This is a genomic window from Paenibacillus camerounensis (assembly GCF_000723885.1).
GTDB lineage: Bacteria > Bacillota > Bacilli > Paenibacillales > Paenibacillaceae > Paenibacillus_AQ > Paenibacillus_AQ camerounensis.
On record NZ_CCDG010000076.1, the window covers coordinates 1 to 18,433 of the forward strand.

General features: G+C 54.7%; 16 protein-coding genes. 5 read left to right on the forward strand and 11 right to left on the reverse strand.

What is annotated here, in order from left to right:
- Positions 1-287 precede the first annotated feature (287 nt).
- The 5 genes from BN3772_RS25000 to BN3772_RS25025 all read left to right on the forward strand — a co-directional run bounded on the left by BN3772_RS25000 (position 288) and on the right by BN3772_RS25025 (position 6,486).
- Positions 288-881, forward strand: coding sequence for a phosphatidylglycerophosphatase A family protein (locus BN3772_RS25000; protein WP_042203036.1), 594 nt, complete (start codon positions 288-290; stop codon positions 879-881).
- A gap of 151 nt (positions 882-1,032) precedes the next feature.
- Positions 1,033-1,704 (forward strand): Type 1 glutamine amidotransferase-like domain-containing protein, encoded by a 672-nt coding sequence (locus tag BN3772_RS25005; protein ID WP_042203037.1) that lies wholly within the window; start codon positions 1,033-1,035, stop codon positions 1,702-1,704.
- A 786-nt stretch (positions 1,705-2,490) separates the two neighbouring features.
- Positions 2,491-4,452, forward strand: coding sequence for an AraC family transcriptional regulator (locus tag BN3772_RS25015; RefSeq protein WP_086074747.1), 1,962 nt, complete (start codon positions 2,491-2,493; stop codon positions 4,450-4,452).
- Positions 4,453-4,495: 43 nt separating this feature from the next.
- Positions 4,496-5,467, forward strand: a complete 972-nt coding sequence (locus tag BN3772_RS25020) for a FecCD family ABC transporter permease (protein ID WP_280114396.1) — start codon at positions 4,496-4,498, stop codon at positions 5,465-5,467.
- Positions 5,468-5,514: 47 nt separating this feature from the next.
- Positions 5,515-6,486, forward strand: a complete 972-nt coding sequence (locus tag BN3772_RS25025; RefSeq protein WP_244444837.1) for a FecCD family ABC transporter permease — start codon at positions 5,515-5,517, stop codon at positions 6,484-6,486.
- A 163-nt stretch (positions 6,487-6,649) separates the two neighbouring features.
- Here BN3772_RS25025 and BN3772_RS25030 read toward each other — a convergent pair whose 3' ends face one another.
- From BN3772_RS25030 to nifE, 11 genes are all read right to left on the reverse strand, one after another.
- On the reverse strand, positions 6,650-7,681 hold the full coding sequence (locus BN3772_RS25030; RefSeq protein WP_341872592.1) for an MBL fold metallo-hydrolase: 1,032 nt from the start codon (positions 7,679-7,681) through the stop codon (positions 6,650-6,652).
- A gap of 39 nt (positions 7,682-7,720) precedes the next feature.
- A complete protein-coding gene (locus BN3772_RS25035; protein WP_042203043.1) occupies positions 7,721-8,455 on the reverse strand; it encodes a class I SAM-dependent methyltransferase in 735 nt (244 codons plus the stop codon).
- A 139-nt stretch (positions 8,456-8,594) separates the two neighbouring features.
- Entirely contained in the window at positions 8,595-10,283 is a 1,689-nt protein-coding gene (locus BN3772_RS25040; RefSeq protein ID WP_042203044.1) for a glycoside hydrolase family 13 protein, read from the reverse strand.
- Between the two features lie 116 nt (positions 10,284-10,399).
- The gene (locus BN3772_RS25045; protein WP_042203045.1) at positions 10,400-10,966 is read right to left on the reverse strand and encodes a hypothetical protein; all 567 of its coding nucleotides are present in this window, start codon (positions 10,964-10,966) and stop codon (positions 10,400-10,402) included.
- A gap of 825 nt (positions 10,967-11,791) precedes the next feature.
- Entirely contained in the window at positions 11,792-12,571 is a 780-nt protein-coding gene (locus tag BN3772_RS25060) for a Cof-type HAD-IIB family hydrolase (protein ID WP_341872593.1), read from the reverse strand.
- 262 nt (positions 12,572-12,833) lie between these two features.
- Positions 12,834-13,976 carry a homocitrate synthase/isopropylmalate synthase family protein gene (locus BN3772_RS25070; protein WP_042203049.1) on the reverse strand — a complete coding sequence of 381 codons (1,143 nt, stop codon included), beginning with the start codon at positions 13,974-13,976 and terminating at the stop codon, positions 12,834-12,836.
- Entirely contained in the window at positions 13,973-14,725 is a 753-nt protein-coding gene (locus BN3772_RS25075; protein ID WP_042203051.1) for a HesA/MoeB/ThiF family protein, read from the reverse strand. The genes BN3772_RS25070 and BN3772_RS25075 overlap by 4 nt, the downstream gene beginning before the upstream one ends.
- A 36-nt stretch (positions 14,726-14,761) precedes the next feature.
- Positions 14,762-15,328 carry a DUF269 domain-containing protein gene (locus tag BN3772_RS25080; RefSeq protein ID WP_042203052.1) on the reverse strand — a complete coding sequence of 189 codons (567 nt, stop codon included), beginning with the start codon at positions 15,326-15,328 and terminating at the stop codon, positions 14,762-14,764.
- A complete protein-coding gene (nifX, locus tag BN3772_RS25085; RefSeq protein WP_042203053.1) occupies positions 15,312-15,722 on the reverse strand; it encodes a nitrogen fixation protein NifX in 411 nt (136 codons plus the stop codon). The genes BN3772_RS25080 and nifX overlap by 17 nt, the downstream gene beginning before the upstream one ends.
- Complete coding sequence (gene nifN, locus BN3772_RS25090; protein ID WP_042203055.1) at positions 15,697-17,025, reverse strand: nitrogenase iron-molybdenum cofactor biosynthesis protein NifN; 1,329 nt, start codon at positions 17,023-17,025, stop codon at positions 15,697-15,699. The genes nifX and nifN overlap by 26 nt, the downstream gene beginning before the upstream one ends.
- The gene (nifE, locus tag BN3772_RS25095) at positions 17,015-18,376 is read right to left on the reverse strand and encodes a nitrogenase iron-molybdenum cofactor biosynthesis protein NifE (protein WP_042203056.1); all 1,362 of its coding nucleotides are present in this window, start codon (positions 18,374-18,376) and stop codon (positions 17,015-17,017) included. The genes nifN and nifE overlap by 11 nt, the downstream gene beginning before the upstream one ends.
- Between the last annotated feature and the right edge of the window lie 57 nt (positions 18,377-18,433).

Consider the following 18,433-nt stretch of genomic DNA (forward strand, 5'->3'; position numbering starts at 1 on the left):
GATTGCGCAATTCAGAGGCATTTTTGCCTCTGATTCCGGCTCCGTCGGGCCTGCCTGCTCCCTGGTAGGCACGTTTGTGGAATCTGTCTGTCCGCCTCCCTTATCGGCAATAATAATAAGATGCGTCCGTTGCCCGCTGCTGAGGTAATAACGTTATAAGGCTGGATTGATTATGATGGCCAAAGGTACATAGTCTGCCGTTTACTTTAAGGTTATCAATGTTACTACTGTTAATCAGCAGCAGCAGTATAAAGGCCAGCCTACTCCCTAGAATGAGGTGACTACGTATGAATAATGTTAAAGCTCCTTACAGTCTTAATAGCAAGGCAGTTGCAGAAGCAACCACACACTGGATGCAGGAACGCGGCGTAAAGGTAGAAGAAATCGCTGAGCTTGTTATGTTTTTGCAGCAGAAATATTATCCGACACTGACCATGGAGGAATGCGTCCATAACGTCGAGATGGTCCTCAGTAAACGTGAAGTGCAGAACGCTGTGCTGACCGGAATTCAGCTGGACGTGCTGGCAGAGGAGGGCAAGCTTTTTACACCTTTGCAGGATATGATTGAAAATGATGAAGGATTGTACGGCGTGGATGAGATTCTCGCTTTTTCCATTGTGAATGTGTATGGCAGCATCGGGTTCACCAACTATGGTTACGTGGATAAGCTGAAGCCCGGGGTGTTGACGAGACTCAATGACAAAAGCACCGGACAGGTACATACTTACCTGGATGACATTGTCGGCGCCATTGCCGCAGCGGCCAGCAGCCGCATTGCCCACCGCAAGCAGGCAGAACGCGAACAGGAGCTAGGTCTCCCGCATGCACCTGAGGATGTAGAAGAAGCTGCCAGAAAGACGGCCGAGGATCAGCTGGAGTAACGGAGAGGTTAGCCCGAAATCAGATGAGGCAGCCGGCCATACAAGGTTGGCTGCCTTTTCTGCAGACGGACAGGAGGTTCCTTCAAATCTTTTATCGAACAACCAGGCAATACGGGAAATGGTGAAATATCAAACGACAAGGAGTGAATTTATGAAATTACTGCTGACATCAGCGGGCGTTCTTAACAAAAGCATACACGACGCACTGGTGGAAATGCTGGACAAACCCATCGGCGAATCGAACGCCCTGTGCATCCCCACCGCCATGTACGGACACCCCTGGGTGGGTCCCGGCGTCAATACCTGGGAGTTCATCAGCGGGAAATCCGGGAATCCCATGGTCGGGCTGGGCTGGAAGTCGGTGGGCATACTGGAGCTAACCGCGCTGCCAAGCATCAGCAGAGACCGCTGGGTGCCGCTGGTTCGGGAGACAGACGTCCTGCTGGTGGCCGGCGGCGATGCCCTCTATCTGCACCATTGGATGCTGCAATCCGGACTGGCTGAGCTTTTACCGTCGCTGCGGGCTGTTTATGTTGGCATGAGCGCCGGGAGTATGGTGATGACGCCCAGCATAGGGGAATTCTTCGTTGGCTGGACTCCGCCCGCCGGTGGTGATGAAGCGCTGAGTCTGGTTGATTTTGCAATATTCCCGCATCTGGATCACGAAATGCTGCCTGACAACACCATGGCTGCCGCCGAGAGATGGGCCGCCGGGATGAAGGGTCCGGCCTATGCGATTGATGATCAGACCGCGATTAAAGTAATCGACGGGGCCGCGGAGGTTATCTCCGAAGGGAATTGGAAGTTTTTTCACAAATCATAATTAATAGGAGAACACTACGTTGATATTACTCAGGACAAAAAAAGAGCAAAATAATCGGCTTGTCAAGCATTCTAATATTCGCGCTAGTTGTACTGTTCTTGTATTCGATCTACGCTAAGCAAACCCATGCTGTATTAATCAGCTACTCCAATATGAATGAAATTGTACATAATGTATAAAAACCGATTTCCTTTTTGATCACAAAGAATCGGCACCTGTCCTGATCTATGCAAGCTCTAAAGAGGCTCTAGAAAAATACGCCAATTCAAATATTGGACAAACCTATTATTATCCGTGGAATAACTATATTGTTATCGGCCCAAGGGGTTTTAACGAAAACGTGATTACCCATGAATGGACACATTCTGAATTAAGGAAGAGGCTCAACAACAGCAGCAGAGTGCCCATATGGTTTGATGAGGGATTAGCCGCTATGGCGGATGGCCGGTTTACCGATTATGACAGGACCTGGAACATCCAGACTAATGACGGCAAAGAACCCCTAGATTTTGATCTTTTGGACTCCCGGTCTACTGAAGCTGATTGATGCTTTAAACACAGGAGGTGAATTGTAGGATGTTTATAAAGGGATTGAGAGCGGCAGTATGGAATAAGCATCCGCATGAAAGCTTACTCCCAATGATGAGCTGGACTAAGCCAAGCAAGTTCAGCGGGTGAACGGAGAAAAATCCAGTATATTCTGAATTTGTTATATTCCTCATTGCAACTCTCCTTTATAATGAGAATAATAATCATTATCATATATTACAGAGGAGGCGGTTACACATGAGCTTAATTCAGAGTCAGGAGCCTCTTGCTGCATGGAAGCTGGATCTGGAGCTTACCATGTGGGAGCAGGCTCTTTTATCGATAGTGGATATTCGACATCAACGGCTTGCTCCGGGTACGGTCATTCACAATTATACAGCACCCTCAAGTCTCTTTTTATATGCCTTCGGAGGCAGTGGACAGGTACAACTGGACGACACATCTTATCAGCTCGACCGCTTCGGTCTGTTTCACGGCGGCAAAGGAACCCGGCTGTCGGTTTCTCCCGTTCAGGAAACGCTTGATTGTTATATGGTGCTGTACCGTGCGAGACTTCCCCTATTGGGCAGGCGCGGAATGGAAGGCCTGCCGGAGTCAGATCCCTTTAACCGCCAGTATGCGTTATGTCCGGATCAGCCGCTGTTCCTGGTCAGTCAATTAAAGGGAATGTATGACAATTGGCGGGCACCGTCGCCGCTGCGCAGATTGTCTGTAAAAGCCTCCTTCCTCCAGCTGGTCTACAGCATTTATGAAGAAATGGAGTCCGGCAGAAGCACAAGTCTGCGGCCCGATCTGGTTGCAATAGCCCAGGGCTATATCGCCTTGAAATACAATGAGGTATTCTCCATTCAGAAGCTGGCCAAGCTGCTGCACATCAGCTACAGCCATCTGCACCGCATGTTTAAACAGCAGACGGGCGGAAGTCCCCAGGACTATTTAATTCAAAAACGGCTGGAGGCGGTTCAGAACCATCTCAGGTTCGGCAATGCCTCCATGCGGGAAATCGCCTTAGCCTGCGGGTTCACAGATGAGCATAATTTGATCCGGACCTTTAAAAGCAGACTGGACATGACTCCCGGCGAATATAGAGAGAAAATGTCGATCATGAAGAGAGATGACGGCATTGGCTGCAAGGAATGCCCCCTTTATACTAATGGAGGAATCGTTCGTCCATTATATATTCAAGGAAAAGGGGAGTACAGAATGAAAAATATAACAAGGACAAATCTGGTCATGACTGCCATGCTGGGGATAACACTGCTGTTATCGGCATGCGGGGGAGCGGCGGCAACGAATACCGAAGCAGCCGCAGCCTCGTCTTCTCCGGCCGTTCAGTCAGAGCAGCCTGAAAGCACTCCACAAGCAGCAACAAGAATCGTAAAGACGGTCAAAGGTGATGTGGAGGTCCCTGCCAATCCTCAGAAAGTGGCTGTAAACTGGTATGTTGGCGATATTGTGTCGCTCGGTTTCACACCGGTAGCTTTCTCCGGTTGGAAGCAGCCTACCATGCCCTTCTATGACAAGCTTGAAGGAATAGAGTCACTTGATCCTTGGGAAGCAGAGAATATTATGGTCTACGAGCCGGAAGTAATTGTAACCTATGATGCGGCCGAATTCGACAAGCTATCCAAAGTCGCCCCCGTCCTGGTTGTTGAAGAAAGCCTGTCACCGGAGGAGCGGCTGTTGTTCCTCGGAGAGGCGCTGGGCCGGGAAGCAGAAGCCAAGGCGGTAATTGATGCTTTCAACACAAAGCTTAATGACGCCAAAGCCAAGCTGACCTCCGAGCAGTTTGCCGACAAAACCTTCAGCATTATGGAAGACTGGGGACCATCCGGCGACTGGAGCGGAATCGCCTACGAAACCAGTTCAAGAGGAGGTACCCTGTTATACAAATACCTTGGACTGAAAAAACCTGAAAAGCTGGAAGAGCTGATTGCGGAAACCGGAGAAGGACGGGCGACGTTGAGCTATGAGGTTGCGCATCAATACTTCGGCGATTACATCTTCTGGTTCCGGCAGGAAGGCAAGGAATCTGCATATGCCAAGACGGATATCTGGAAGAGCATCCCTGCTGTTGCAGAAGGACGTGTGCTTGAAATCCCCGGCAAATATCAAGGCCTGTTCTATTATGATAATTTAGGCAGTCTGCTGGAGCAGCTGGATTATATTGTAGAGAATGTTGATAAGCTTGTTAAATAATCAGGAAAGACAGATAAACATTGCAGCGAAGTATACTCTGTTCATGGTACTGGGAGCCGTACTTCTGTTACTCTCCCTGGCAGCGTCCATTTCATTGGGCGCTGCCGAAATGGATCTGAGCACAGCCTGGAGTGCAATTTTCGCCTTTGATCCCGGCGTGACGGAGCATCAGATCATTCACACCCTGCGTTTTCCACGGACGGTAGCCAATCTTATCGTCGGCACCAGTCTGGCCGTATGCGGTGCAATCATGCAGGGTACCACCCGGAATCCCCTGGCGGACTCAGGTCTTATGGGCATTAGCTCCGGTTCCGGCTTCGCCATTGCCTTGTGCCTTGTGTTCCTGCCGGACAAGACCTATCTGCAAACGATGCTGTTTGCCTGTCTGGGGGCTGCACTCGCAACGGGGCTGACTTATTTTATCGCTTCTTTGGGTAAAAGAGGAATGACACCTCAGCGGCTGGTGCTGGCAGGCATCTCTATCTCCATGATGTTCGGCGCCTTCAGCTCTTATCTGTCCATCCGCTATCGCCTGGGCCAGGCGATGACCTACTGGACAGCGGGAGGCACCGCCGGCGCAACATGGAACGAGCTTGCCCTTGTAGCTCCGTTGTTTGTGGCGGGAACGGTCGCCGCGATTGCGCTGGCGCCTTCCATCACCTTGCTGAGTCTGGGCGAGGATGTCGCACTCGGGCTCGGTCAGCGCACCCGTATGATCAGGGCGGTATCTATCCTTGTTGTACTGGTGCTTACCGGCCTGTCTGTGGTGGTGGTCGGACCGGTGGGCTTCGTGGGTCTGATCGTGCCTCATGTAGTCCGCTATATTACCGGAGTGGATTACCGGCGCATCATACCTGCCTGCGCCCTGTACGGAGCGCTATTTGTTGTAACCGCTGATTTGCTCGGACGGCTGATTAACCGGCCTTTTGAGACGCCGCTGGGCATTATTTTTTCGGCTGTCGGGGTGCCGTACTTCCTTTATCTCGCCCGGAAGCAACGGGGGGAATTCGCATGAAGCAAGCGGCTGCCAAGGGCTTCTCAAGGTCAAGGGGAATAAGCATAATGATACTGATGTTTGTGCTGGTTATTGTGCTGGGGATCATCAGTGTCAATTCCGGCAAAATGAATTTAACGCCTCTGGAAGTGCTGAATGTACTCCTGGGCAACGGAACAGACCGGCAAAAGGTCATTGTGTTCGACTTCCGCCTGCCCAGGATTGTGTTATCTATCCTGGTAGGCATCGGTATGGGGGCTTCAGGCTGTATTATGCAGAGTCTGCTTCGTAATGACATGGCCAGTCCGGGAACACTTGGAATCAGCTCAGGCTCCGGACTGTTCGTCATTCTGGTCATCGCCGGCTTTTCGCTGGACGGCCTGTCATCCGCCCTGCTTCTGCCGGTTCTCTCTTTTGCGGGCGGGCTTACAGCGGCGCTGCTGATTTTCCTGCTGTCCTACAGGAAGGGCCACGATATTTCGCCTACGCGTTTGATTCTGACCGGTGTAGCTGTAGGCAGCGGTTACAGTGCCTATACCCTGCTTATTACACTAAGACTGGATCAGGAGAAGATGGAATTTGCCCAGCGGTGGATGGCGGGCAGCTTATGGGGAGATGACTGGAAGTACCTGGCCGTTCTAGGACCGTGGGTGCTTGTATTGGTGGGATATACGCTCTACAAATCGAGAACGCTTAACACGCTCCGCCTGGGAAATGATACGGCTACAGGCCTTGGACTGGCGGTGAAGCCCGAATTTCTCGGATTGTCCATGGCCGCTGTAGCCCTATCCTCCGGCAGCGTGGCCTTGGGCGGCAATTTCTTCTTCGTGGGCATGATCAGCCCCCACCTTGCCCGCAGGCTGGTGGGCCCCAATCATAAAATGATGATGCCTGCAGCTTGCCTGGCAGGCGCGCTGATTGTGCTGCTGGCGGATACCATTACCCGTACCATCAGCATGGGCAGTGATATTCCTACCGGGATTATCATTACAGTGCTCAGTACGCCGTACTTCTTGTATTTGCTGTCTAAGTCCGATTAAGGCATATTAGCACATGAAACAGCCAGGCCACCAGATAGGGGGTACAACCCGCTTCCTGGTGGCCTGGCTGTTCTGCATGATGTGCATGATGTGCATGCTTCAGCTGCAGCATCTGCACTGGCAGTGCTGCGCACCTCGCCGCCGTGCAAGGCGCCGGGACCTGCTACAGGCCGGGCGCGGATCGTCCGCCCGCGCATGGCGTTGCCGCCGCGAACAGCAGCGGCCCGCCCGGCTCTGCCGCTAGCGTAGCCGCCCGGCCGCGGCGCACCAGCTCCGCCAGGTGCGCGAGCGCTTCGCTCATGGCGAAGCGCAGCTGATGCGCGCTGGTCACGCGGCCGCGGAACAGCGCTTCGCACACGGCGAACCCGCTCTGCGGTCCGCCGGCCAGCAGCTGAGCGGCGGTGTCCAGCCGCTCCTCATGGTGCCGGAGCAGGCTGTCCGCCCGCTCCGCCCACGCCGTGAACGGTTCCCGGTGCCCCGGGAACGCACGGCGCACAGGCAGGCTGCGCAGCACCCGCAGCCCCTCCAGGAACGTCTGCAGCGGCTGCGGATCGCTGCCGGGCTGCAGGCCGACATTGGGCGAAATCTGCGGCAGCACAGCATCGCCGCAGATCATCAGCCCGCTGCCGGCCTCATACAAAGACACATGACCCGGCGCGTGCCCGCCGGTCAGCACGGGCGTCCACTCCCGGCCGCCCAGCACAAAGGGCGCCGCAGCGTCGATATAGCTGACCTCCGCCTGCGGACTAACCTGGGCCAGGAAGCTCTCCAGATGCTCCCTGACCCCCTGGACCAGCTCCTCCGGCATGCCGTGCCGGAGGAACAGCAGCGGCAGCGACTCATTCAGCGTCGCTGCCGTCCCCCACGACATCATGACCTCGTCGTGGGCCCGCTCGGACATCCAGACCCGGCTGCCGCTGCGGGTCTGCATCCAGCCCGCCAGCCCGTAATGGTCGGGATGGTGATGGGTCACTACGATCTGCCGGACATGATCCCAGGAGAGATCCAGCTCATCCAGTGCCCCCTGCCAGGCCAGCTCTGCCTCCAGCGTATGCGGACCCGGATCGATGACCGTTATGCCGCTCTCCGGTTCTGTGACAATGTAGCTGTTCACCCAGCGCAGGGGCGGGTCCATCGGCACGCTCACCTGCAGGATGCCGCCCTCCCAATCCCTGATCTCCGCCTTGCGCATCATGCCGTCACCGCCTCTCGGAAGTCTTCTGCCTGATACCATCTACGGACGGATGCCGACAAAGATCATCCGCTTGGAATACTCCTCATCATATTCCTCTTCATCATAGCTGCCGTGGACGGCTTCAAGCTGCAGCCCGGCAGCGGCTAGCAGCTGTTTGAACGTATCCAGCGGGTAGAGCTTTACCCGCTCGTGGTATTTACGGGGGGTATCATCCCCTTTGGAGGTGAGGACGATATCTTTTTTGACATAGCCGTCTTCGATCCGCCGGGACTCATCAATCAGAATATCCCCGTCTTTACGGGTGGAATGCGGCACCAGATGGCGGATGACATAGGACGGATTAAGAAAATCTATAATAAACTGGCCGCCCGGCTTCAGCATCCTGCAGATTTCACGCAGCACCCTAACCTGCTCCTCATCCTCCTCAAAGTAGCCAAAGGAGGTAAACAGGTTAACGACCGCGTCAAAGCCGCCGTCAAGCGGCAGCTCCCGCATATCGGAACGCAGCCAGGTCACCCGCTCCGCGCCTTCCTGGGCACGGGCTTCACGCAACAGAACTTCGGACAGGTCAACGCCGGTCACCTCAAAGCCGGCTTCGGCCAGCGCCAGCGAATGGCGGCCCATGCCGCAGCACAGATCCAGCACCTTCGAACCCTCCGGCAGATTCAGCCAGCCGATCATCTTGTCCACCTCATGCCGGGCCCCGCAGAAATCCCTGTGCCGGTACACTACAAGATAGTCTTCACCAAAGCTTTTTTCATACCATTCACCCATTCTGCTTCTCCTCCCCGCGTCTCCTGCACACTCTCTATGTATAATATTGTAACGATTGTACCCCCTTTTCCCCGTAAACTCAAAGAAGAGTCGCCATTCCGCCATATTTCCCGCGTCCCGGCAACTCTGCTGGCCCAGCCTAAAGGTTCTGCAAATATACCCGCGCTTCATACGGCCGGAGCTTAAGCGAGGATAGATCATCCTCCTTGGCCGGCGGATAGTTGGAGATCAGCAGCTCCGCTGGTCCCGCCTCAAGCTCCGCTGGCAGCTCGAATACCGGCTCATGCTCAAAGAAATTCAGGATAATCAGCAGCCGCTGATCCTCAAGCGTACGGGTAAAAGCATAAATCTCTTCATGCTCCTCAAGCAGCAGGCCATATTCGCCGTAGACGATGACCGGATGCTTTTTACGCAGCTGAATCAGCTTCTTGTAGTAGTTGTAGATCGAATCCGGGTCCTTGACCGCTGCCGCCGCATTGATCTCCTTCGAATTAGAATTGACTCTGATCCAAGGCACGCCTGTCGTAAAACCGCCCTCGTCCGAATCATCCCACTGCATCGGGGTACGGGCGTTGTCCCGGCTTTTTTTGTGGATATTAGCCATAATCTGTTCTTCCGGCAGCCCCTGGTTGCGCTTATCCTCATAGTAATTCAGCGTCTCCACATCCCGGTAATCATCAATCGACTCGAACGCCGCATTCGTCATGCCGAGCTCTTCACCCTGATAAATGTAAGGTGTGCCCTCCTGCATATGGATGAAGGTAGCCAGCATTTTGGCCGACGGCACGCGGTAGAACAGGTCATTCCCGAATCGCGACACCGAGCGTGGCTGGTCATGATTACACAGGTAATTAGCGTTCCAGCCCCGGTTGTGCAGAACCGTCTGCCAGTTGCTGATGATTTTTTTGAGATCGGTGAGCTTCCACGGCACGGTATCCCACTTTCCGCCGCCCGGAGCCGCGCAATCCAGATTCATATGCTCGAACTGAAAGGTCATGTTCAGCTCGCGCCGCCCGTCCCCGACATAATCCAGCGCCTGCTCCGGCCCAAGACCCGAAGTCTCCCCGACCGTCATAATGTCGTAGAAATACAGCACCTTGTCATGCAGGTTCTGCAGCATTGTGTGCACATCCGCAAGATTGGAGAACATCTCATAGGCCCGCACCGTCGCCGTTCCGCCAGGGTTAGCCGCATCGGGGTAGCCTTCTGCCTTGATGATATGGGCAATCGCATCGAACCGGAAGCCGTCAACGCCTTTTTTGAGCCACCACTCCACCATCTCATGCAGCTTGTCGATCACCACCTGATTTTCCCAGTTGAGATCGGGCTGATATTTGGAGTAGAGATGCAGGTAGTACTCGTCTGTCTGGGGATCTAGCTCCCACACCGAGCCGCTGAAATACGATTCCCAGTTGTTCGGGGGGCCGCCGTTTTTGCCCTTGCGCCAGATGTAATAATCCCGTTTCGGATTATCCTTCGAGCTCCGCGATTCGATGAACCAGGGATGCTGGTGGGACGTGTGGTTCAGCACCAGATCCATCATCAGCTTCATTCCCCGCGCATGCATCTCGCGCAGCATCAGGTCAAAATCCGCCATCGTTCCGAATTCCTTCATAATGTCACAGTAATCACTGATATCGTAGCCGTTGTCATGGTTCGGCGATTTATAAATCGGACACACCCAGATGACGTCCACACCCAGGTCCTGCAGATAATCCAGCTTCGATATTATACCGCGCAGATCGCCGATCCCGTCACCGTTGCTGTCCATGAAGCTGATCGGATAAATCTGGTACGCTACGCTTTCTTTCCACCATTTTGGATTCACTTGGACTCTCCTCCGCTTCTCCGGTGCCTCAGGAAGTGATATTTAATATATCTTAACCATACTGGTGGAAGACAATCACAGATTATTGGGCAAAAGCGCACGGGAATGCATCCGGTTTAGCTCTCCCTTAGCTTGAGCAGTCCCGGAATAACTAGCCCGATCTGCCGGAACAGCGCCTGCCCGGTCATCCCCTCATCACGAATATAAAAAATCAGCAGCGACTGCTCCTGAAACACTTTATGCTGCACCAGATCCGCTGTAGCCGTCTGATTCTCAAAATCAGCCCAGCCATCTTCGCGCTCCCCTACTCCGGCAAACTGGTAGATAACCAGCTCCTCCTCATCCAGCAGAAAAACAAGCGGCTTCCGCCCGTTCAGCTCCCTGTGAAACACACTCTCCGCCCGCACTTCACTGCTGCTCAGCTCAAGCCCTTGTTCTGAAAAAGCTGCTGTAATCTCTTCCGCGCTAAGTTCTCTCAGTCCTGTGTCCGCCACATTACCGCCCTGGCTGCACCCGGTAACCAGTAGTCCGATTACGAGGAGCATCAGCAGCACCGCTATCCTTCTAAAAATGCCCGATATGAGCGCTAATGTACCGGCGTTTTTGCCTATGCCAAGCTTCCTGTACATCTGTTTACTTAAAGTCACATTCACGTTCATATTCGCGTCCGCGTTGAAATCCATCTTAAGCCGTCCCCTCTCCGCAATTCTTATAAGTAATTGACGGCTGCGTTGCTGATATTGTTGCGTCGGGTCAGAGCGGATGGCGGTGAGAGAAGCGGTGACGGTGACGGCAGGAGTGACGACAACGGTGATGGGAGTAGCGGCATTAAGAGCAAGAGTAAGAGTAAGAGTATGAGTAACAGTAAGAATAACAATAACAGTAGGAGTAACAATAACGGTGACGGCAACGGTGAGACTGCCCAGTTTCTTTTTAAAGCAGCTTCTGTTGTATTTTGTGCACTAGAAAACGCTGCTGGAGCGCATTTATCCGCTTTCCGGGAAGTGCTGCCGGCTGAAATACAATATTAACGCTTTTCCCGCGCAAAAAAGGCTTATCTATTGCACGTTCTGCAACAGAAAGCCCTCTGATCTCCATATAGCTGTACTTGGTACACTTAAAAGCTCCAAAAATCCGCTCCTGCACCACATAGCTGTATTCCGTACAACTAAATCTGCCCAAATCGGCTGAAACTGAGGTTTTACGGCCTTTTAATTGCACAGAATACAGCTAAAGGGATGACAGGAGAGGAGTCGGCGGTTTTAGCTGCACAAAGTGCAGTTAAGTACATGCGGCGCTGTTTTGGAACAACGATGAAGCCGGAGTTAGCCAAATACCATGCTACAACAGTCTCACATAGTCTCACACAATCTCACCGCTTAGACGCATCCGGCAGTCCGCTTCACTCCCCTCCTGCTCCCCCATCGCTCAGCTGAAACGCTGAAATCCTCTCCTGACCGGCGCCTCTCCTAGTCCAGGCCGGCACGAATGGTCTCTTGCCTTGCCTCCTACAGCAGCCCCACCATCTTGAGCCCCTCGTAAATGCCGTCCTCGCTGACATGCTTGGTGACATAGGTCGCAGCCGCCTTCACTTCCTCCTCGGCGTTGCCCATGGCAATGCCATGGCCGACATAGCTGAGCATCTCCACATCATTCAGGCCGTCGCCGAACGCATACACTTCCGCTTTATCTACGCCGAGGATTTCGAGCATCTTGGCAATGCCGCCCGCCTTGGAGCCGTTGCCCGGCAGTACGTCCATCCCCAGCGGGTGCCAGCGGACAAACTTGAGCTCCGGGTAGGCTTCTTCATAGGCCGCCTGGCTCTCCTGCGGGCAGAAGATGATCGCCTGGTAAATATCGTTCAGCAAAAAATACTCCGCATCATAGGTCGGAAAGGCCAGCTTCAACGAGCCGATGCTGGTCACGATATTCACATGCTCAGCAGTGTTAACCTTCATATCCGTAGCATCAATGTAAGCAACGGGATGGTCATTTTTCTCTGCGAACAGAGTGAGCTCCTTCAGCACATCCGTCTCCAGCCGGTTAGTATAGATTACCTCGCCTTTGTGGACCACATACTGGCCGTTGAGTGAGACAAAGGAGTCAATTCCCAGCTCTTCACGCAGCTGCTTGAACATATAAGCGCCCCGGCCTGTCGCGATTACGACATTATGGCCCCGCCGCTGCAGCTCGGCAATCGCCTCTCTGGCGGAAGCAGGCACCTTTTTATCTTCATCATAGATGGTTCCGTCAATATCAAAAAAAATCGTCTTCTTAACTATAGTCATCGCTCTCCAGTCTCCTTGCTGTTCTCTTTGTAAGTATCCTGCCCAAATTGTAGATGCTTACTGAAAGTGATGCAAGCTTTCCTTGTAATATAAAAGCGTAAGCAGATATTAACCTTGCGGAATTTGCGCCAGATTCCAGTATCTCTATTCTGATAATATTGGTTAAAAAAGAGGCAGTCCTTTAGCAAGGACTGCCCCCCTTCAAATAAACGTAACCTCCGGTTAATCCGGTCCTCTAGCTTCTTAACCCGCCCGTATCTGCTCACACCGCGTTCTGTGCCCGCTGCTGCTCTTCCATCAGCCACTGGAGCAGCATAACCTCCGGCACATTGCCCTTGCGGGCCTCCGCATATTCCCGGACCCGCTCCAGCAGACGGCTTGCCGTCTCGGGGCTGACCTCAAGGCCGCGCTGCTCCAGCACATGCGCTACCCCGCCGCTGCCGGAATGCTTGCCCAGCACGAAGCGGTGGGCCCGGCCGACCTCAGCCGGATCAAACGTCTGATACGTCGCCTTCTCCTTCATCAGCCCGTCCACGTGAATGCCGGACTCATGCGTGAACGCGAGCTGTCCCACAATCGGCTTGGCGTCACCGACATTACGCCCGGAAGCCGCAATGACCACATCCGCCAGCCCTTTGAGCAGGTCCAGCCGCACGCCGCATTCCCCGCCGTACAAATGCCGCCAGGCCATGGCGACTTCCTCCATGGCCGCATTGCCGGTCCGCTCACCGATACCGGCTACTGTAGTGCTGGCCCACACTGCCCCTGCGGCTATGCCGCTCAGTGTGTTGGCAGCGGCCAGACCAAAATCATTGTGGCAGTGCACCTCCAGCTCCACATCATCAGGAACGGCGCCCAGCAGACTTTGAACCCGCCCGGCCATTTGTCCCGGATGATGAGCCGACACCGTATCCGCATAACGGAATCGGCGTATACCTTCCTTGTACAACGTGTTCACCACTTGAATCAGAAATTGCATATCCGCCCTGGACGAGTCCTCCATACCGACCGATACCGTCATACCCGCTCTTAGCCCATACTCTGCCGTACGCAGCAGCTTGTTCAGCCCCTCAAGCGGCGTGAGCCCCAGCTTGCCCTGCAGCTGGATGTCAGAGACCGGAATGGACACATGGGCCCAGTCCACCCCGGTATTCCGCGCTTTGTCAATATCACCGGGTGTAGAACGGTTCCAGGTCATCAGCTTCATCGGTAAGCCCAGCTCAGCGATAGCCGCGATATCCTCCTGTTCCCGCCTGCCCATGGCAGGGATTCCCACCTCTGCCTGTTCTACTCCGCATTCCGACAGCAACTTTGCGATTTCCAGCTTTTCTGCCCGCGTGAAGGATACTCCAGCCGCCTGTTCACCATCCCTGAGTGTCGTGTCACATAAATTCAGACTTTTCACGGTCTACCTCCTTCTCCGCAGCAAACGCAATTCGGATTACGGGTAATAGTGACGCTATAACAGGCGAAGTCGAGTGAGCTGAAGCGATGCATTACGCCCGCATAAGTTGTCCCTACCCCTGTAATCCATTTTACGGCCTCCAGCGCAGCCAGACAACCGGCGATTCCGGAGGTAGCACCCAGAACTGGAAATCCGAACGGCTCCCAGTGGGGCTTCACGTCCGGGTACAGGCATTCCAGGCAGGGGGTCAGGCCGGGAATCATCGTGGTAAGTGAAATCTCAAAGCCGTACATCGCCGCCTCTACCATCGGGGTAGCCGTATCAACGCACAGCCGGTTCAAAGCATACCGCTCGGGAAAATCATACCGTGCATCAATTACAATATCAGCGCTCTCCACCCACGGTTTTGCCTGCTCATATTCAATTTTGGCATTGTAGCCCTCAATCTCCACATGCGGATTAAGACGTTTCAGCTGCGCTGCTGCCGTACTGATCCGCTCCATCCCTAAAGACTCGCTGTCCATCAGAATCTGCCGGTTGAGATCCGGAGGCAGAATAATACCTTCATGCGCCAGAATCAGCTTGCCGACACCTGCAGCCGCCAGATACAGCGCAGCCGTTCCTCCTAACCCGCCAATTCCGGCCACCATGACCGTCGCTTCCTTCAATGCCCGCTGTCCGTCCTCACCCAGCAGCTTCAGCTGCCGGGCATACCGTTCAAGCTCTGCTTCTCCGGCTAGCTGCTCCATGCCTGTCGCCTCCTGTGACTGATGTTTATAGGTGCTCTAACCCTCCAGGCTCAGCAAGCCGTGCAGAGCAGTCACTTCCTTATATTTAGCCAGGAAAGCCAGCCCTTCCGTTACGCACTCCACTCCATACCGGATGACTTTCTCCTCTGACGTGAACGGGAACGGGAAGCCTGCACGCAGGCTTTTCAGCACCAGAATGACTCTGCCGCTATACAGCAGCCCCCGGCCGAAGCCCTCCCCGTTAATCTCCGCCGTGCTCTGGATCATCGTTCCGCTGCGCTCTTCAATGACTCCGGCTATAGCCTGAAACAGAAGCGGCACCTGCTGGCGCACCTTGGGCGAGACCGCACAATTGAATTCGGACTTACTCTGGTCCTTGGTGGAGGCCAGAAACTGCTGGGCAAGCTTCTCTCCGGGAGGCAGTGCTGCATAACGGCCGAAGAAGTCCTCCGCGTCAAGCAGACTGCACAGCCGCCGGACCAGAGCATCTGCCGTCTCCTGGTCAACGGCCTTACGGGCCGGCCGGCTGCGGCCTTTCAGTTGCGCAGCTTCCTGGAGCGCTCCTTCCGATATTGCCGGGCTTTCCTTAGCCATGGGTTCCATCTGCTTCCTCCCCTTCGGTCAGGCCTTCTTCTTCCGCCCGCAGCACCTTGGCCAGCCACATCGGCGGCTTGCCCTGCAGCATCTCGGCCAGCCGCTTAACCTGCTCCTCTATGGGACTGCCAAAAGGAACCTTAACCGGCATAATCTTGCGCCGCGTCACCCGCGCAGCTGCCGATGCGCCGATCTGCATTATGAAGATTAGCGTACAGTCACCTACCGCCTCAAGACGGCTTTCAATTTTGCCGGCTTCATCCTGATTCAGCACCACCGGCAGCCTGCGCAGCTCTACAAGCTCGCTGCCCTGCTTGGTTACATTGTATATTGCAAACATCGGACTTTGCCCGAAGTGGGCATTGACTCGGATTCCATCATCTGTGGCGAATGCTACTTTCACGGTGCCCAGCCTCCCTCTGCATTAACAAATTCCCTGCCTTATTGCTCCATTCCATAGCTCCCCTGTAGCCTACCGAAACGGACATATACGCCCCCAGCTCATTCCAGACAGGAAAGCCGGCGGGCATGAATGCGGCGCCGATGCGGGCAGCTCCGCTGATCCCGTGCGAATTGCTGATCCACAGGTCTGCACCTTTGCCGAGCACCTCGGCATCATCCAGATCCCCGATCCATATTTCACGCGCCATGCTGTCTACAAGCGGTGTTTCAAATGAAGAGATCAGCGCCTTCTGCTCCACGCCAAGCTCCTCCAGCCAGCCTGAGACAGAACACAGATGATCCGGCTCAAGCGCAGCAACGGCTGACATGCCTGCGAACTGGAAGTGCGCGTCCAGCATGCTGTCGAGCAGATTCTCCCTCTGCCAGCAATAGCGCAGCGGAACCGGCTCTCCGCTGATCTGATGCAGAAAATGCAGCAATTCATCAGAAGCCTTCAGACCCATCGCTCCGCTGAATACCTTATATGGTGTTCCCAGTGCATTATGCAGCCTTCTGGCCGGCCGCTCCATGCTGGCGCCGACAGCAATTGTTAAGCCGGACTGCAGGCTCTGCTGCATCGAATCCAGCGGTACCCCGCCCCGGGTCAGCGGGGAGAAGCCTGTCAGCAAGTGCCCGGACAGTGAAGTTGAGATGTCCGGCACGGCAATAACATCGAATCCAAAAGCCGAGATCATTTCTTTCAGCTCCATTACATCTGCAGGTGTCAAAAACGATCCCGGCAGCAGGGTAATCTGGCGGGTGTTCATGGTTCTCGATCCCCGGTGCCCGGCCTGCTGGATCATCTCGTCAATCATCGCTTCCACGGTTGTGCTATAGCCTGATTCAAGCGAGCCGCGGAAGTCAGGCAGGACTACGGAAAAGGCAAGCCCGCCGCGCAGGTTCCTTTCCCGCTTGTAGCTCTTGAGCATCGTTGCGTAGTCTACTCCGGCCACATCAGTCAGTTCAGTTCCGATGATGCCGATAATATCCGGACGATGCTTGCTGAGTACCATATTCAGCGCTTCCTCCAGATTGCGGTTGGCGTCAAAGATCACGTCCATCTCCTGCAGCGCCGAGGTCTGCACGGCAATCGGCTCGCGGAAATGGCGGGTCAGCAGCGCCTTCGGGAAGGCCGAGCAGCCCTGCGAGCCGTGAATCAGCGGCATCGCCCGGTAGCAACCCTGTAGGGCAAGCACGGCACCCAGCGACTGGCCGATCTTGATCGGATTGACCGAGGCAGGCTTCTTCAGGCGGTTAACGGTCATAAGGCACCTCCCTGTCCCATGGGGCGGGACTTGCCGCAAGCTTCCAGATCGGATTCGCCAGCGAATAGGTCAGCTCTTTGGCCAGCCGCAGCAGGCCTTCATAGCCGGCATATGCCTTATGCCGTTCCTGGTTAATATCGATGAAAGGAATCTGCTCCTTCATCGCCATATACATGTTGCGTCCGCCGGCAATCATGATGTCAGCCTTGCGCTCCCGCACCGTCTTAAGAATCCGGGTTGCACCGCCTTCGGGTATATATTCGGTATCATCCCCGACCCGGTCGGCAATCCGGCGTACATCATCCTCCGTGCTCTTGTTCGTTCCGACCCCGACTACCTGGACACCCAGCTCCTTAAGCGCTGAAATGACAGACCAGCTTTTGACGCCGCCGGTATACAGCACCGCTTTTTTCCCCTTTAGAATTTTGCGGTAAGGGCGCAGATCCTGGGCCAGACGGTTCTCCTCCCGTTCGGTCAGGCGGTCCACCCGCCGCTCCATTTCCCGGTCATTCATCAGATACGCCATCTGGCGCAGGGAATACGTAGTCTCCTTAGCCCCGTAAAAGGAGCCTTCAAAATAAGGAATGCCATATCCGGCCTCCATCTCCTTGGCAAGGCCCAGCAGTGCACGGCTGCAGACAACCATGTTGACCTTGGCCCGGTGTGCCCAGGTAATCTCGTTGTATCTGGCATCCCCTGTGATGCGTGAGGTAACCGGGATACCGGCACTGTTCATCAGCTTCTCAATATCCCACATTTCACCCGCAATATTGTATTCGCCGATCAGATTAACACCAAGCGGAGTTCCCGGCTGCGGCTCTCCTGTGCCGATAACATACTGCAGCAGGGCATCGCCGGCCAGCCGGTTGCCTAAGTTCTTGCTGCCCACAAACCCGGGGCTGTTAACGGGAACAACCGGTATGCCCAGCCGGTCCGCAGCCTCCTTGCATACGGCATCCATATCCTCGCCGATCAGCGCCGTCACGCAGGTTGAATATACAAAGATTGCCGGAGGCGCAAAACGCCCGGCAATATAGTCGATGCTCTCCTTCAATTTCTTTTCTCCGCCAAAAATAATGTCAGAATCATTCAGATCCGTGGCAAAGCCGTATTGCGACAGCGAAGGGCCGCTGGAAAGCGTGCCTCTGCTCTCCCAGCTGTTCCCGGCACAGGCAATCGGGCCATGAACAAGATGGGCAGCATCCATAATCGGCAGCAGTGTGATTTGGGCTCCGTCGAAGGAGCAGCCTCCGGCCGCTTCACCAGGCTTCGGCCGCGGACACGGCTTGGATTTGGGGGCCTGGCTCCCGCAAGCCTCGGAATCAAAATCGACTTTTCGTACTGGGTCCATCGGCTTTCATCTCCTTCGCAAAAGGTGGATGCTAACTCTGACAATACTGAACTGCAC

Coding starts and splice junctions, on each gene's coding strand:
- BN3772_RS25000 (WP_042203036.1), top strand. CDS start 288: ATGAATAATGTTAAAGCTCCTTACAGTCTTAATAGCAAGGCAGTTGCA.
- BN3772_RS25005 (WP_042203037.1), top strand. CDS start 1,033: ATGAAATTACTGCTGACATCAGCGGGCGTTCTTAACAAAAGCATACAC.
- BN3772_RS25015 (WP_086074747.1), top strand. CDS start 2,491: ATGAGCTTAATTCAGAGTCAGGAGCCTCTTGCTGCATGGAAGCTGGAT.
- BN3772_RS25020 (WP_280114396.1), top strand. CDS start 4,496: ATGGTACTGGGAGCCGTACTTCTGTTACTCTCCCTGGCAGCGTCCATT.
- BN3772_RS25025 (WP_244444837.1), top strand. CDS start 5,515: ATGATACTGATGTTTGTGCTGGTTATTGTGCTGGGGATCATCAGTGTC.
- BN3772_RS25030 (WP_341872592.1), bottom strand. CDS start 7,681: ATGATGCGCAAGGCGGAGATCAGGGATTGGGAGGGCGGCATCCTGCAG.
- BN3772_RS25035 (WP_042203043.1), bottom strand. CDS start 8,455: ATGGGTGAATGGTATGAAAAAAGCTTTGGTGAAGACTATCTTGTAGTG.
- BN3772_RS25045 (WP_042203045.1), bottom strand. CDS start 10,966: ATGGATTTCAACGCGGACGCGAATATGAACGTGAATGTGACTTTAAGT.
- BN3772_RS25060 (WP_341872593.1), bottom strand. CDS start 12,571: ATGACTATAGTTAAGAAGACGATTTTTTTTGATATTGACGGAACCATC.
- BN3772_RS25075 (WP_042203051.1), bottom strand. CDS start 14,725: ATGGAGCAGCTAGCCGGAGAAGCAGAGCTTGAACGGTATGCCCGGCAG.
- BN3772_RS25080 (WP_042203052.1), bottom strand. CDS start 15,328: ATGGAACCCATGGCTAAGGAAAGCCCGGCAATATCGGAAGGAGCGCTC.
- nifN (WP_042203055.1), bottom strand. CDS start 17,025: ATGACCGTTAACCGCCTGAAGAAGCCTGCCTCGGTCAATCCGATCAAG.
- nifE (WP_042203056.1), bottom strand. CDS start 18,376: ATGGACCCAGTACGAAAAGTCGATTTTGATTCCGAGGCTTGCGGGAGC.